Source organism: Tsukamurella sp. M9C, from assembly GCF_020169415.1.
Taxonomy (GTDB): Bacteria; Actinomycetota; Actinomycetes; order Mycobacteriales; family Mycobacteriaceae; genus Tsukamurella.
Genome location: NZ_JAIULG010000019.1, coordinates 20,399 through 35,544, shown reverse-complemented (window position 1 = coordinate 35,544; position 15,146 = coordinate 20,399). Strand labels below are relative to the sequence as shown.

Annotated in this window: 15 protein-coding genes; 4 read left to right on the top strand and 11 right to left on the bottom strand. The window is 74.2% G+C overall.

Annotation, left to right across the window (positions count from 1 at the left end):
* Positions 1–11 precede the first annotated feature (11 nt).
* The 11 genes from LB823_RS11390 to LB823_RS11340 form a co-directional block, all read right to left on the bottom strand.
* Complete coding sequence (locus LB823_RS11390) at positions 12–428, bottom strand: SufE family protein (protein WP_224647247.1); 417 nt, start codon at positions 426–428, stop codon at positions 12–14.
* Positions 425–1,318: a sulfurtransferase gene (locus LB823_RS11385; protein ID WP_224647245.1), complete on the bottom strand. Its 894-nt coding sequence runs from the start codon at positions 1,316–1,318 to the stop codon at positions 425–427. Before LB823_RS11385 ends, LB823_RS11390 begins: the two co-directional genes overlap by 4 nt.
* 70 nt (positions 1,319–1,388) lie before the next feature.
* Entirely contained in the window at positions 1,389–2,663 is a 1,275-nt protein-coding gene (locus tag LB823_RS11380) for a hypothetical protein (RefSeq protein ID WP_224647243.1), read from the bottom strand.
* Positions 2,660–3,907: an acyltransferase gene (locus LB823_RS11375; protein WP_224647242.1), complete on the bottom strand. Its 1,248-nt coding sequence runs from the start codon at positions 3,905–3,907 to the stop codon at positions 2,660–2,662. The genes LB823_RS11380 and LB823_RS11375 overlap by 4 nt, the downstream gene beginning before the upstream one ends.
* Before the next feature lies 1 nt (position 3,908).
* The gene (locus LB823_RS11370; protein WP_224647241.1) at positions 3,909–5,291 is read right to left on the bottom strand and encodes a glycosyltransferase; all 1,383 of its coding nucleotides are present in this window, start codon (positions 5,289–5,291) and stop codon (positions 3,909–3,911) included.
* Position 5,292: 1 nt separating this feature from the next.
* Positions 5,293–6,000, bottom strand: coding sequence for a VC0807 family protein (locus LB823_RS11365; protein ID WP_224647239.1), 708 nt, complete (start codon positions 5,998–6,000; stop codon positions 5,293–5,295).
* A complete protein-coding gene (locus tag LB823_RS11360) occupies positions 5,997–7,283 on the bottom strand; it encodes an acyltransferase (RefSeq protein ID WP_224647238.1) in 1,287 nt (428 codons plus the stop codon). The genes LB823_RS11365 and LB823_RS11360 overlap by 4 nt, the downstream gene beginning before the upstream one ends.
* Positions 7,284–7,338: 55 nt before the next feature.
* Complete coding sequence (locus LB823_RS11355) at positions 7,339–8,580, bottom strand: hypothetical protein (protein ID WP_224647236.1); 1,242 nt, start codon at positions 8,578–8,580, stop codon at positions 7,339–7,341.
* Between the two features lie 265 nt (positions 8,581–8,845).
* A complete protein-coding gene (locus LB823_RS11350) occupies positions 8,846–9,475 on the bottom strand; it encodes a nucleoside triphosphate pyrophosphatase (RefSeq protein ID WP_224647234.1) in 630 nt (209 codons plus the stop codon).
* A gap of 20 nt (positions 9,476–9,495) precedes the next feature.
* Positions 9,496–9,768: an acyl-CoA carboxylase epsilon subunit gene (locus LB823_RS11345; protein ID WP_224647233.1), complete on the bottom strand. Its 273-nt coding sequence runs from the start codon at positions 9,766–9,768 to the stop codon at positions 9,496–9,498.
* Entirely contained in the window at positions 9,765–11,417 is a 1,653-nt protein-coding gene (locus LB823_RS11340) for an acyl-CoA carboxylase subunit beta (protein ID WP_224647232.1), read from the bottom strand. The genes LB823_RS11345 and LB823_RS11340 overlap by 4 nt, the downstream gene beginning before the upstream one ends.
* 61 nt (positions 11,418–11,478) lie before the next feature.
* Here LB823_RS11340 and LB823_RS11335 point away from each other — a divergent pair, with 61 nt between their 5' ends.
* From LB823_RS11335 to LB823_RS11320, 4 genes are read left to right on the top strand one after another with little or no spacing between them, the layout of a single operon-like run.
* Positions 11,479–12,285, top strand: a complete 807-nt coding sequence (locus tag LB823_RS11335) for a biotin--[acetyl-CoA-carboxylase] ligase (protein WP_224647230.1) — start codon at positions 11,479–11,481, stop codon at positions 12,283–12,285.
* 3 nt (positions 12,286–12,288) lie between these two features.
* Positions 12,289–12,834, top strand: a complete 546-nt coding sequence (locus tag LB823_RS11330) for a PH domain-containing protein (protein WP_224647228.1) — start codon at positions 12,289–12,291, stop codon at positions 12,832–12,834.
* Positions 12,831–13,517 (top strand): response regulator transcription factor, encoded by a 687-nt coding sequence (locus LB823_RS11325; protein ID WP_224647226.1) that lies wholly within the window; start codon positions 12,831–12,833, stop codon positions 13,515–13,517. The genes LB823_RS11330 and LB823_RS11325 overlap by 4 nt, the downstream gene beginning before the upstream one ends.
* Before the next feature lie 48 nt (positions 13,518–13,565).
* The gene (locus LB823_RS11320) at positions 13,566–15,137 is read left to right on the top strand and encodes a GMC oxidoreductase (RefSeq protein WP_224647224.1); all 1,572 of its coding nucleotides are present in this window, start codon (positions 13,566–13,568) and stop codon (positions 15,135–15,137) included.
* The last annotated feature ends 9 nt before the right edge of the window (positions 15,138–15,146 follow it).

Sequence of the window (15,146 nt, the reverse complement as noted above, 5' to 3'; positions counted from 1 at the left end):
TCGTGACAGTGCTACCCGGCGAGCCGGCGCTTGATGCGGGCCAGCATCGCCGACATCCCGCGCAGGCGCAAGGGGCTCACCACGGAGTCGAGGCCGAGGGCGTGGTGGAAGTCGTCGGGCACGGCGACGATCGCCGCGGCCGGCTGCCCGTCGAGGCCCTGCGCCAGGATCGACGCGAAGCCGCGGGTGGTCGGGGCCTCCGGCGGCGCGCTGAAGTACAGCCGCACCGCCTCGGGGTCCGAGGCGTCGACGTCGAGGAACAGCGGCGACTGGCACTCCGGCACCGGCTCCATCGCCGCGGCGGTCAGGTGCTCGGGGAGCTCAGGCAGCTCGCGCGAGAACTCCAGCAGCAGTTCGAGCCGGTCCTGTTCGCCGACCCCGGCGAAGTCGTCGACGATCTCCGCCAGGGGCGCGGGCAGGGCGCTCATGCGCCGGGCGCGGCGCCGGGCTCCTCGCCGCGCACGATGGGGGCCCGCACGGTGTTGCCCCACTCGGTCCACGAGCCGTCGTAGTTCTTGACGTCCGTGAAGCCGAGGAGGTGGGTGAGCACGAACCAGGTGTGGCTCGAGCGCTCGCCGATCCGGCAGTAGGCCGTGACCGGTGCCTGCGGATCGAGGCCGCCGTAGACCTCGAGGAGATCGGCGTGGGGGAGGAACCGGCCGTCCTGCCGGGCGGCCTTGGCCCACGGGATCGACACCGCGGTGGGGATGTGGCCGCCGCGCAGGGCGCCCTCCTCCGGGTAGTCGGGCATGTGGGTGCGCTCGCCCGTGTACTCCTGCGGCGAGCGCACGTCGACGAGGGCGCGCGTGCCGATGTCGGCGCGGACCTGGTCGGCGAACGCGCGGATCACCGTGTCGTCGCGCTCGACGACGGGGTAGTCGCTGCGCGGGTACTCCGGCTGCTCGAGCGAGACGTCGCGGGCGTCGCTGATCCACTTGTCGCGGCCGCCGTCGAGCAGGCGCACGTCCGGGTGGCCGAAGAGGGTGAACACCCACAGCGCGTACGCGGCCCACCAGTTCGACTTGTCGCCGTAGATCACGACGGTGTCGTCGCGGCTGATGCCCTTGGCGCGCATGAGTTCCGCGAACTGCTCGCCGGTGATGTAGTCGCGCGTCACCGGGTCGTTCAGGTGCAGGTGCCAGTCCACCTTCTGCGCGGTCGGGATGTGCCCGATGTCGTAGAGGAGCACGTCCTCGTCGGACTCGATCACCTTGAGGCCGGGGACCCCCAGGTGTCCGCTCAGCCAGTCCGCGGTGACGAGGCGCTCGGGGTGTGCGTAGTCCTGCAGTTCCGCGCTCGGATCGGTCTCGATAGCCACGTCCGCAAGCCTAGCCCCCAGGCCGCCCGGGCGCCCCGCGGCGACCCCGGGCGGCGGCGTGTTCCCGCACTCAGTGGTCCGCGTACTCGGGCAGCGACCGCTCGACGACGCCCTGCAGGTCCGCGGCGGCCGCGAGATTGCTCGCGACGAACAACGAGGTCTCCGCCTCGGTGCCCGTCCATCCCACGTAGAGGTACGGCGGGCGCGGCGGCGCGATCCGGCCGGGGAGCGCGGACCAGGCGAGGCGGAACCACGCGCGGTCGGAGGGGGTGCCGTCGGGCGCGCGGACGGGCGCGGGCAGGGCGCCGACGCCGGCGCACGTCGTCACCGGGTGCGCCGGATCGGCGGGGGCGTCGATGAGCGAGGCCAGCGTGCGACGGGGCAGCAGGGTCAGCAGCGGGCCGAAGGCGTCGTAGCGGCCGGCGTCGGGCAGCGCGCCGAGCACGCCCTTGACGTCGGCCCGCAGGGCCACGATGCCGTCGGGGCCCGTGGCCGGATCGACGAGGAGCTCGGCGTCGACGATCGCGTTGCCACGCAGGTCGCCGTCCTCGCGCCGGTTCACGGACAGGCCGAGCACGGCCTGCCCGTCGGGCCGGATCCAGCCGAGTTCGGCGGCGATCCGCGCGGCGGACCGGAACAGCAGGGTCGATTCGGTGCCCCCGGATTCCTCGGCCCGCGCCGCGAGCGCCGCGCGGTCGAGGTGCGCGACGGCCCAGCGGTCGGGCCCGACGGGGTGCGCCGGCGCAGGACCGTCGTGCTCCAGGCGGCCGCGGGCGAGCCGGGCCGCCGTCGCGGCCGCGCGCACCGCGGCGGGGAGCTCGCGCGCGACCAGGGCGGCGTCACGGCGGACGGCCCGCAGCGGGGTGGTCGCCTCGCGGGGGTAGGGCAGGTCGCGGACGGCGCCCGATGCGGCCTCCGCGACGGCGGTCGCGGTGCCCACCCCGTCGGCGAGGACGTGCGAGACCACCAGGGTCACGGCGGATCCGCCGTCGGTCAGTGGCAGCACGCCCAGGTGCCAGCCCGGCCCCGACCACGGGTCGATCGGGGCGGCGGCGCGCTCGTCGAGCCAGCCGTCGATCGCCTCCCGCGGGCGCGGTGCCGCCTCCACGGCGATCCGCGGCGCGGCGGTGGTCGCGACCCAGCGGTCCCGGCCGAAGGGCAGCGGCGAGTGGGCGATCCGGCGGCCCAGCAGCCCGCCGGTGAGCGCGGTGCGGAACCGCTCGAGCCCGGCGAGGTCGACGCCGTCGTCGTAGATCCAGGTCACCTGGATGAGCGAGTTGCGCCCGGTCGCGCGGGTGCCCGAGGCCGCGCCCTGGTCGACGAACGCCAGCAGGTCGGCCGTCATGCGGCGGCCCCGGCGCCGACGAGACCGGACTCGATCCGGTCCCGGATGCGGCGGGCGGCGTCGGGCGCGAGCGTGCCGGGCGCGTGCCGCAGCTCGATCGACAGCCGTCCGTCGAAGGTGAGGGCGTGGTGGTGCAGGCCGACGAGCGGCGCCAGCGCCTCGGGCGGGGCGCCCCGCACCAGCGCGCGGACCCGCTCGATGTCGACCTCGGAGCTGGTGTGGAAGTCGAGCGCGGTCACGCCCTCCGGGGTCGCCGGTGCCGGGATCGCCCCGATGTTGCTCAGCCGCACGGGAACCCCGCCGGTCACGGTCACCGGGGCGGCGCCGGTGAGGGCGGCGGCGACGGTGCCGTCGGCGAGGTCGGCGCGCAGCCCCTCCAGGACGGCCCGGCCGATCTCCTCGGGCGAGGTGTCGCCGCGCACCGCCACCGGCACCGTCGACGAGCCGGCGAAGTTCGTGACCGCTGCGGCCGGGACGGCGGGCTCGGCGCGGGCCCGGAGGTCGACGGGGCTGAAGACGGCGAGGGGCACCGCCTCGTCGTCGGGCCGGTCGAGCTCGGCGCGCTCCGCGGCGACGATGATGCCCGCCAGCAGGCCGTGCAGGCTCAGGCCGGCCTCCTTGGCGCGACGGCGCAGGGCGTCGGTGGAGGCCGCGTCGAGGCGGATCCGCTCGAAGACGAAGTCGCCGGCATCGACATCGGCCGGCGAGGGCACCGTCGCGGTGGGGAGGACGTCGACGACGGACGGCGCGGGTGGCTCGCCCGCCGCGAGGCGGTCCGCCAGCTCGGTCGGGGCGGCGGGGAGCCCGGCGGGGTCCGCGGGCTCGGCGCCCGAGTACAGCTCCCACAGGCGCAGATTCAGGTACAGGGCGTGCGCGCCGTCGGCGACGGCGTGGCTCACCCCGAGCGTGACGCGGTGCAGGTCGCCGTCGGAGACGAGCTGCACCGCCGCGATCGCCCGCTCGGCGTCGACGCCGAGCCGCACGTCGCCGGGCGCGAACGCGCGCAGCTCGACCTGGATCGGCGCGGACTCCTCGTCGGGCGCGGCGTCGGGCGCGACGAGGTCGAAACCGAAGGCGTGGGGCTCGATCCGGCCCGCGAGGACGGGGTACTCCCGGCGGAGCGCGGCGTAGGCGCGGGCCAGGCGGCCAGCGTCGATCGGGCCGCGGACGGTGAAGCTGCCGCTGGAGGTGGTCCCCGTCAGCACGTAGGGGATCTCGAGCGGGGTCAGGGCTCGTCGGGACATCTCACACCTCCAGCCCGGCGAGGGAGACCACGTCGGCGGCGTCGAAGTCGACGGTGTCGGGCGCCGTCACGGCCGCGACGGTGCGCACGTCCACGCCGTCGTCCTCCGCGATCGACTCGATGATCGTCGCGGCCCGGCGCGCGGGGATGTCGCCGAGGTCGATGAGCGACGAGATGCGCTGCGCCCGACGGCGGGTGGCCGGATCGAGCAGCAGGTCGAAGGCCGCGTGCAGGCGCTCCGCGGTGAGATTGCGCATCGGCAGGCAGGCGCCGACGCCGAGGTCGGTGACCCGCGCGCCCCAGAAGGGCTGGTCCGCGAGTACCGGGCAGATCAGCGTGGGCAGCCCGGCGCGCAGCGACGCGGCCGTCGTGCCCGCCCCGCCGTGGTGCACGGCGGCGGCGCAGTGCGGCAGCACCTCCGCGTGCACCACCTCGTCGACGACCCGGACGTGGTCGCCGAGGTCGGCGCCGACCAGATCGCTCCAGCCGGCGACGATGAGGCCGCGGCGGCCGCGCTCGGCGCAGACGCGGGCGAAGGTGCGTGCCATGCCGTCCGGGTCCGCGATTCGCATGCTGCCGAAGCCCCAATAGATCGGGGCGTCGCCGTCCTCGAGCCAGGCCATGAGGTCGGCGTCGGTGCGCTTCTGCTCGCCCTGGCGGAGCCAGGCGTCGGCGGGGACCTCGAGGAAGCCGAGCATCGGCCGCGTCCGGCTGAACTCGGGGACCAGGTCCGGGGTGAGGGCGGGGTCGTAGAGCTGCAGATCGACGATCTCGTTGGCGTCGCGGTTCTTCGCGCGCCGCGAGCGGTACGGCGCCTCGCCCACCGACATCCGGTGGAAGTTCACCGCGGCCCGCACGTGCGTCCAGGTGAAGGAGTCGCCGAGCGCCCAGGTCGCGCGCTTGACCATGCGCGGCGACCGGGACAGCACGTCGCTGGTCAGGCCTGCGGGGGTGTACTGCGTCATCGGGTAGACGCTGTTGGTGGTGCCGGGGAAGAACCGGTAGCTGATGATCGTCGCGCCGCTGCGGCGGGTGATCGGCAGCGCGAAATCGACGGCGTCCGAGTGGGTCAGCACCACGTCCGCGTCGCGGCACACGGTCTCGGTCTCCCGGGAGATGGTGGCGATGTTGCGCACCAGCCAGCGGCCGTAGGCACGCATCCGCTCGACGGGGCGGTGGATCACGTCGCGGTAGTCGTCGTCGTAGTCCGGCACGAAGTCGTTGAGCCGGTGGGCGTCCAGGCCCGCGGAACGGATGAGCCGCACCAGCGGATCGCCCATCGCGGCGATGGTCACCTCGTGCCCGCGGGCGCGGAGCGCGAGCCCGATCGCGATCGTCGGCTGGACGTCGCCGCGGCTCCCCATGGCGAGGATGCAGACCTTCATGTCAGTTCGTCCTTTCGACGGTCGGATGGAGCTCGGTTCGAGAAGCCCGGACGACGCCCTCGTCGGCGGCGCCGGCGAGAGCGGCCCGGACGGGGCGCAGGAGGAGCAGCGTGAGCGGGAGCACGGGGACGGCGACCAGCAGGGGGATCACCTGGCAGGCGACCACCGCGTAGTCGATGGGCAGGCCCAGCGCCGCGCTGATCGAGGCGGTGGTGCTGATGACGACCGCGACGAGCCACAGCGGGTCGACGGCGCCGATCGCCCGCACGCAGCGGCGCTCGGTGCGCACGCGGCGGTTCCACTGCTGGGCCCGCGCCGCGTCGCCGCGCACCGTGAGCCGCATCATCAGCGTGGCGACGGCGCGCCGCCGCAGCACCAGGCCGGCGGCGATCGCGACGGCCATGAGGCCGCCGATGGCCGTCTCCACCAGCAGGATCACGCGGGGGCTGCCCGAGATCGCGGCCGCGGTGATCGAGCAGGCGAGCAGCGTGAGGGTGAACAGCTCCAGCGGGTCGGCCGCCCGGCGCGCGATCGAGCGGGCCAGGATCCGGACCGCCACCAGCGCGGTGCCGGTGACGAGCGCGACGAGCTGCCCCGCGCCGACGAGGTAGCGCAGCGCGAAGTACACGCCCAGCTGCAGGCCGACGTCGACCAGCAGCGCCACCGGCGGGGCCGGCGGCGACTCGGTGTCGGCGAGGGGGACCGTCATGCCGCGGTGCCGATCTCGAACAGGGCGTGCGCACCGTCGGCGATGCGGTCGAGGAGGCGGAGACGGGTCTGCGGGTCGAGGGTGCCGGGCAGGACCCGCAGCTCGATCGAGAGCCGCCCGCCGAAGGCGGAGACCAGGTAGGAGGTGCCGATCGGCGCGGCCGGCACGCCCGTGCCGGTGTGGCCCGCGGCGTACTCGCGGATCCCGCCGGCGCTGCGGACGATCTGCGCGTGGAAGTCGAGCACCTCGAGCCCGCCGGGGACGGCCGGTGCCGGGACCTCGCCCAGGTTGCTGATGAGCACGGGCGGGCCGTGGCGCCGGGTCCGCGCGTCGGGCATCGGGCTCACCGCGGTCCGCAGCACGGTCCCGTCGCGCACGTCGGAGCGGATCCGATCGGCGACGGCGCGCGCGATCTCGGCGGTCGGGCCGTCGCCGACGGCGACGTAGGAGAAGCCGCACAGCGCGGTGACCGAGCGCAGGGGGATCGGCGGCGTGATGCGGCTGCGGAAGTCGACCGGCGTCAGGAGGGCGACGGTGGAGTCCTCCGCGCACTCGGCGAGCTCGGCGCGGGCGATGAGGCCGCTGACCAGCGCGTGGGACGAGACCCCGTGGGAGCGGGCGGCGGCGTCGAGCGCCGCGCTCTCGCCGGCGGTGAACCGGACCCGCAGTGCGTCGTCGACGTCCGGCCCGGGCTCGTCGGGGAACTCCGCCGGGACCGCGCCGTGCCAGACCGTGCCCGCCAGCCGCTCCTCGTAATCCAGCTCCTCGGGGAGGTGGCCGCGCGCCGCCATCACCAGGTGCGGCTCGGCGGGGAAATCGTTGGCGCGCCGGATGATCGGCGTCGCTCCGCTCGCCAGCGCGGTGTACAGCTCGAACAACCGGGCGGCGATCGCGACGATGCCGGAGCCGTCCGTCGCAGCGTGGCTCGCCCACAGGGTGAGCCGGTACCGATCGCCGATCCCGGTGAGCGACAGCGCCGCCAGCTGCTCGGAGCCGACGAACCACGGCGGCGTCTGCTCGTAGCCGGTCCACGGCGCGGTGGTGTCGCGGAAGCCGATCGCGGCGGCGACGGCGGCGTCGCCCGGGGCGAAGTGCGGGCGGCCCTTGACGTCCACGATGCGGGCCGCGAGCACGGGGTACTCCTCCAGCAGGGCCGTGAACGCGGAGCGCAGCGCGGTGCCGTCGACCGTGCCGCGCAGCTCGAACGACGTGCCGATCACCTCCCGGGAAGTGGGGCGGACGAAGGAGGCCTCGGAGAAGGTGAGTGCGCGGTGGTTCTGCATGTGCGGCTCCTGTTCTGGACGGCGGGTTCGGCGGGGACGGCGGCGGTGCGGGGCGTCAGGCGGCGGGTGCCCGGCGGGCCGCGGCGTGGACCAGGGCGTCGATGCGGTCGGCGACGGCGGCCCGGGCGTCGGCGGAGGCGGTGCCGCCCAGGGTGATCGCCTCGATCCCGAGGCGGCCGCGGAACGTCGAGATCTGGTGGATCGTCGCCGACGGGGACGGGCGCCGCGGACCGTCGGGCACGTGCAGGGCGGCGGAGTCCATGGACAGGATCGGGCGCAGGTCCTCCGCGAGCAGCCCGTCGGGGAGCTCCACGTCGATCGGGCCGAGGTTGCTGAGCACGACCGGGGGCTCGGGCGCCTCGCCCGCCGCGGCCGCGATCGCCAGCGCCGTGAGCGCGCGGCCGCCCCGGACGTCCCGGCGGACGGTGCGGGCGAGCTCGTCGCCCACGGCGGCGGGGTCGGAGGCGGACGTGAGCTCGGGCGCCGCGTACGAGGCGCCGACGAAGTTGGTCACCTCGGTCGGGTCGAGCAGCGGGCGCACCCGGCGGCGGAGATCGACGAGGGTCATCGCGCCGATCCGGACGGGTGCGGCGGGGTCCTCGCCCAGGAAGCCGGCCCGCTCCGCGGTGAGCAGGATGCCGGAGAGCAGGGCGTTCAGGCCGATGCCCTCGGCGGCGGCGAGGAGCCCCGCGGTGGTCTCGGGGGAGAAGCGCAGCGAGATCGTCTCGGGGAGCACGGCGTCGCCGCCGCGCGGGCCGAGGACGGGCGCGCTGCCGTACCACCGCGCACCGTCGAGCCGGGCGCGGCCGGTGCTGACCTTGGGGACGTCGAGGTCGGCGAGGACCCGCTGCGCCGAGCCCGGGAACGGCTGCGGCGCCCCGATGTCCGTGGCGCCGGTGCGCACGAGCGCGGTGTAGTGCGACCAGAGCCTGCGCAGCAGTGCGTAGAGGTGCGTGCCGTCGGCGAGGGCGTGGTTGACGGCGAGCGCGATGCGGTGCCGGTCGTCGAACGAGGTGACGTGCAGGCGGGCCAGGGCCGTGGCGGGGTCGACGAGCGGCGCGCCGGGGCCGTCGGTGCGGGCGGCGCCGCCCGCGGGGGCGACGAAGGCGTAGCCGTCACCCGCGGGCGCGACGGCGGCGTCGAGTGCGGGGTGCTCGGCGCGCAGCGCGGCGAAGGCGTGGGTGAGCGCCTCGGAGTCCAGCGGGCCGCGCACGGTCAGCTCGAAGGCGCACGTGGTGGGGTGCGGGCCCACGAAGCCGATCTCGGAGGAGGCGAGGGGGCGGAGCGTCGTGGTCATGGGATGACGCTAAAACGACGTCCATTCCTTTCGCGAGGCGAAGTAGTGGTGTCGCTCGTCACGCTCCCGGACCCTTGACCAGGGTTGGTGAACATTGTGGTGGGCGATTGCTTCGGTGTTCTTGCAGCTCGAACGGTGTACGCGATTGAAGCTTCGACAGTGGTTCTCAGCTGCGGAAACGCGCTGATTGCGGGGAGTTAACGCAATGCTTACGAAATTTGGATCGAGAATCCTGTGAGGTCCACCACGTCCGTGATGACGAAGATCAGGCTCGGTCCGACCACAGGGCGACCGGGGACACGCCCAACTCGGTCAGCAGCTGCCGGGTCAGCGGCAGGGAGATGCCGATGACGGAGCTCGGGTCGCCGTCGATGCCCTCGACGAACCAGCCGCCGAGGCCGTCGAGCGTGAACGCGCCGGCCACCTGCAGGGGTTCGCCCGTCGCGACGTACGCCTCGATCTCCGCGTCCGACGGTGCGCCGAACCGCAGCGTCGTCGCGCGGGTGCCGCCGGCCTCGCCGGCCACGGCACCGTCGTCGAGGAGGATCGCGCAGTGCCCCGTGAGGAGGCGACCCGTGCGGCCGCGCATCGCGCGCCAGCGCGCCGCCGCGACCTCGGGGGTGTGCGGCTTACCGACCAGCTCCCCGTCGATGGAGAGCATCGAATCGCAGCCGATCACCACGGCGCGGCCGGGCAGCGGCTCCTCGGCGAGGATCCGCGCGACCACGTCCTGCGCCTTGGCCCGCGCGAGCGCGGCGACGGCGTCCTCGTGCGCGACGTCCGGGCCCAGGCCGGCGAGGATCGCGCCCTCGTCGACCTGCGACACGGAGACCAGCGGCGACGTGCCCGCGGCGCGGAGCACCGACAGCCGCGCCGGCGAAGCCGACGCGAGCACGAGCCGCACGGGAGCGGGGATCAGGACCCCTTGGTCCAGAACACCGGCGTCTGGCTGGTGAAGGCGTTGGGGCCGTTGAAGTACTGCGGCCGCATGCGGTCGCGGTTCCGGCCCCACAGCGACTTCGGGCCCTCCGGGCCGGACTGCGGCGCCGAGCCGGTGGCCGCGGCGAGCACCGCGACGACAGCGGCGACGTCCGCGGCCGACGGGTTGCCCTTCTCGAACCGGATGGCCGCCTTGAGCTTCTCGACGTCGGTGGCGCTGGCCTTGACCGGCTTCTGCTCGGCGCTCACAGCGGGATGTTCCCGTGCTTCTTGGGCAGGGTGGCGACGACCTTGCGCTCCAGCATGTTCAGCGCCGTGACGATCTGGCCGCGGGTGTGCGAGGGCGGGATCACCGCGTCGACGTAGCCGCGCTCGGCCGCCACGTACGGGTTGACCAGGGTGTCCTCGTACTCCTCCTGCAGCTTCAGGCGCAGGGCCTCGACGTCCTCGCCCTTGTCGGCGGCCTCCGCGAGCTCCTTGCGGTAGACGAAGCCTACGGCGCCGCCCGCGCCCATCACCGCGAACTGGGCGGTGGGCCACGCGAGGTTGATGTCGGCGCCCATGTCCTTGCTGCCCATGACGCAGTACGCGCCGCCGTACGCCTTGCGGGTGACCACGGTGATCTTCGGGACGGTGGCCTCGCCGTAGGCGTAGAGCAGCTTCGCGCCGCGGCGGATGATGCCGTCGTACTCCTGGCCGGTGCCGGGCAGGAAGCCGGGCACGTCGACGAGGGTGACGATCGGGATGTTGAAGGCGTCGCAGAAGCGCACGAAGCGGGCGGCCTTCTCCGAGGCGTCGATGTCGAGGCAGCCGGCCAGCTGGGTGGGCTGGTTCGCGACGATGCCGACGCTGCGGCCGTCGATGCGGCCGAAGCCCACGATGATGTTCATCGCGCGCTGCGGCTGGATCTCGAGGAACTCGTCGTCGTCGAGCAGGCGACGGATGACCTCGTGCATGTCGTACGGCTGGTTCGGCGAATCCGGGATCAGCGTGTCCAGCTCGCGGTCCTCGTCGTTGACCGACTCCTCGATCGAGCCCGTGAGCGGGTCGGTCGGGACGAAGCGCGGGGCCTCGGCGCGGTTGTTCGACGGCAGGTACGTGAGCAGCTCGCGGACGTAGTCCAGCGCGTCCTGCTCGCCCGACGCGACGTAGTGGGCGGTGCCCGACTTGGTCATGTGGGTCTGGGCGCCGCCCAGCTCCTCCTTGGTGACCTCCTCGCCGGTCACGGACTTGATGACGTCCGGGCCGGTGATGAACATCTGGCTCTCGTGATCGACCATCACCACGAAGTCGGTGAGCGCGGGGGAGTAGACGTGGCCGCCGGCGGCGGCGCCCATCACCACGGAGATCTGCGGGATGACGCCCGAGGCCTGCGTGTTGCGGAAGAAGATCTGCGAATACAGGGCGAGCGAGACGACGCCCTCCTGGATGCGCGCGCCGGCACCGTCGATGATGCCGACCAGCGGGCGGCCCGTCTTGGTGGCCAGGTCCATGACCTTGACGATCTTCTCGCCGTAGACCTCGCCGAGCGAGCCGCCGAAGACGGTCGAGTCCTGGCTGAAGACGCACACCTCGCGGCCGTCGATGGTGCCGTAGCCGGCCACCACGCCGTCGCCGATCGGGCGGCGCGCGGCCATGCCGAAGTTGGTGGACCGGTGCTGCGCCAGCTTGTCCAGCTCCACGAACGAGCCCTCGTCCAGCAGCGCCAGCACGCGCTCGCGGGCCGTCAGCCGGCCCTTCTCGTGCACCTTGTCGATGGCGCCCTGGCCCATCGGGGCCATCGCCTCGGCGTCCTTCTTGCGGAAGGCGGCCAGCTTGCCGGCCGTGGTGTGGATGCTGGGCTCGGCGTCAGCGGTGTTGCCGCCGGAGGCGCCGTCGGTGGTGGAGGCACTCGTCATGGACCCGACTCTAACCAATAGAGTCGATTCCGAACCGCACTGCCCATAGAAGGAGGACGTCGTGGTGCTCCCCGATCAGGCGGCGATCGCCGCAGCCGTGCGCGGCACGCGCTGGCACCAGGTGTCAGTGGTGCCCAGCACCGGCTCCACCAACGCCGATCTCGCGGACGGCGTCCGCGCGGGCGACGAGCCCGGCCGCGTGCTCATCGCCGACGTGCAGACCGCCGGCCGCGGCCGGCACCAGCGGCTGTGGTCCGCGCCCGCCGGAAGCTTCCTGCCGATCTCGGTGACCGTCGCCGTGCCCGCCGCCGCTGCCCCCCGCGCGGGCTGGCTCTCGCTGGTCACCGGCGTCGCCGCCGTCGCCGCGGTGCGCGAGGTGACCGGCCTGCGCGCCGGCCTCAAGTGGCCGAACGACGTGCTGCTCGAGGCCGAGCCCGGGGGGCGCGGCGGCAAGACCGCCGGCATCCTCTCCGAGCTGGCGACCGCGCCCGGCGGGAACCTCGTCGCCGTGATCGGCACGGGCCTCAACACCACGCTGGCCGAGGCCGACCTGCCGGTCGAGACGGCCACGTCGCTCCAGCTGGCCGGCGCGGAGGACCCCGACCGCACCGCGCTGGCGATCGCCTACCTGCGTCACCTCGACGCCGGGCTGACCGCCTGGACCGACGACCCCGCCGCCGCCCGCGCCGACTACCTGGCCGCCTGCGTCACCGTCGGGCAGGAGGTGACGGTCTCGCTCCCCGCCGACGAGGTGCTCCGCGGCACCGCCGTCGACGTCGACGCCGAGGGCCGCATCGTGGTGCAGGACGCGGCCGGGAAGCGGCACGTGCTCTCCGCCGGCGACGTCACCCACCTACGACCGGCCTGAGCAGTGGGGTTCCCGGCGAAGGCGCTCGTCGACGACGAGCGGATCCTGCTGCACACCCGGCCGCACGCCACCCGGATGATCGTGCCGGTCCTCGCGCTGTTCGCCGCGTGCGCCGCGGCGGGCGTCGCGCTCGGCCTGCTCAGCCGCGCGAAGCTCGACGGTGCGCTGCCCGACTGGCTGCTGCTCGCGATCGTCGTGGTGTGGGTCCTGATCGTCGGCTGGTTCACGGCGCGCCCGTGGGCGGTCTGGCGCGCGACCCATCTCGTGGTCACCGACCTGCGGATCATGTTCCGCTCGGGCATCGTGCGGCGCCGCGGCATCGACATCCCGCTGCGCCGCATCAACTCGGTGCAGTACCACCAGCGACTGGTCGACCGCGCGCTGCGGAGCGGTGTACTGACCGTCGAATCGGCGGGGGAGGACCCGCTCGACTTCCCCGACGTGCCGCGGATCGCCGCGACCCACGCGCTCATCGTCGACGCGCTCGACGACGCCGACGACTACCGCGGCCGCGACGACGGCTCCGCGGAGTACTCTCGGCGGTCATGACGACGCGGGTGCTCCTGGCCGAGGACGACGAGGCCATCGCCTCACCACTGGCCCGTGCGCTGTCGCGCGAGGGCTACGAGGTGGACGTGGCGGGCACGGGCACCGACGCGCTCCGGCGGGCGCTCGACGAGGAGTACGCGCTGCTCATCCTCGATCTCGGGCTGCCCGAGCTGGACGGGCTCGAGGTGTGCCGCGAGGTGCGCGCCGCGCGCCCCGAACTCGCCGTCCTGATGCTGACCGCCCGCACCGACGAGATGGACTTCGTGGTGGGCCTCGACGCGGGCGCCGACGACTACGTGGGAAAGCCCTTCCGCATGTTCGAGCTGATGGCCCGCACCCGCGCCCTCCTGCGGCGCAGCGCGCCCGCGCAGGACGCGCCGGAGGTGGTGGAGGCGGGCGGCATCCGGCTGGACTCGACCGCGCGGCGGGTCACCGTCGACGGCGCCGACGTGGCCCTCGCGAACAAGGAGTTCGAGCTGCTGCGGTTCCTCATGGAGCACGCGGGCCGCCTCCTCACCCGCGAGGAGATCCTCGCCGACGTCTGGGGCGACTCCGACCTGCGCGGCTCCAAGACCCTCGACATGCACATCTCCTGGCTGCGCCGGAAGATCGGCGACGACACCGGCACGCAGCGGCGCATCGTGACCGTCCGCGGCGTCGGCTTCCGGTTCGACGCCGTGTAGGTACCCCGAACGCGCGTCCATGTTGCGAACGCAACATATGCTCACGCGGTGAAAGTCGAACCCCGCCCCGCCGTGACTCGACGGTCGGTGCTCCTCGGCGCCGCCGCCGCGATCGCCGCCGGGGCCCTGCCCGCGCCCGTGCGGGCCGCTCCCGAGCAGACGCACTTCGCCGCCATCGTCATCGGCACCGGCTTCGGCGGCGCCGTGGCGGCGGCCCGACTCGGCGCGGCGGGCGTCGACACGCTCGTGCTCGAGCGCGGACGCTCGTACGACCACGACGACCACGCCGCGGTGTACGCGGCCGGGACCGACGTGCTGCACCCCAACGCCCTCTGGGAGCCGGCGCTCGGGCGCACCGGAGTGCTCGATGTGGAGGTCGCGGGCACCGTCGGCGTCGCGCGCGGCGCCGCCGTCGGCGGGGGATCCGTCGTCTACCACGGCGCGACGGTGCCGCCGCACCCGAAGTACTACGACAAGGTGTTCCGTCACGGGCCCCGGTACCCGGAGCTGATCGGGGAGTACGTGCCGCGGGCGGTCCGGCGGCTGCGCGCCGCCGCGATCCCCGACGACGTCCGGCGCAGCCGCCCCTTCGCGGCCATGGTCGAGTTCGAGCAGTCGATGGCGCGGGCGGGCTGGTCCTGCGCATCCCTGCTCTCCACCGTGAACTGGGACGTCGTGCGCCGCGAGCTGCGCGGCGAGGTCCGGCCGTCGATGACGGCGGGCGAGATCGTCTTCGGCAACAGTAACGGCAGCAAGCGGGAACTCGGCGGCACCTACCTGCGGACGGCCCTCGGCAGCGGAAGCGTGCGGCTGCGGACCCTGCAGCGGGTGACCGGACTGTCCCAGGAGCGGGGCCGGGTCGCCGTGCACGCCGAGGAGCTCGACGCCGCCGGCGGCGTGCTCCGCCGGCGGACGTACACGTGCGACGAGCTGTATCTGGGCGCGGGCGCGTGGGGCAGCACCGAGCTGCTGCTGAACTCCCGCCTGGCGGGCGGGCTGACCCGCCTGAACGAGCACGTCGGGACGCGCGTGGGCGACAACGGCAACCAGTTCAGCGCGCGGCTCGTGGGCCGCCCGCTCGAGCTCCAGGCCGCGCCGATCGTCACCTCCGCGTTCGTCGACGACGACCCGCATCACCTGCCCGTGCGCGTCGAGACCGCGGGTCTGCCGCTGCCGCTGCCCCTCATCTCGTACTTCACCGAGACCGTCGACTGGGAGAACCGGACGTCGTGGACCACCGTGGGTGGCCGCGCCGCGCTGATCGTGGCGCCCGCGGCGATCACCCGCGATGCCGGCGCGGCCAACGCCCGGATCCTGCGCCGGGTGACCGACGCCAACGGCGGCATCGCCCTCGATCCGCTCCCCGGGGTGCCCGTCGGGGGCCCGGTGCCCGGGTTCGGGACGAGCTCGAACGCGCTGCCGCTCTCCTTCACCGCCCACCCGCTGGGCGGGGTCCCGATCGGGCTCGCGACCGATGACACCGGTCGCCTGCACGGGCACCCGGCGATCCGCGTCGTCGACGGCGCGCTCAACCCGGGGTACGCCTGCGGCGCCAACCCCTCACTGGTGATCACCGCCTTCGCCGAGTACGTCATGGACCGCGCCCGAGCGGCGGCGTGACGGGCGTTG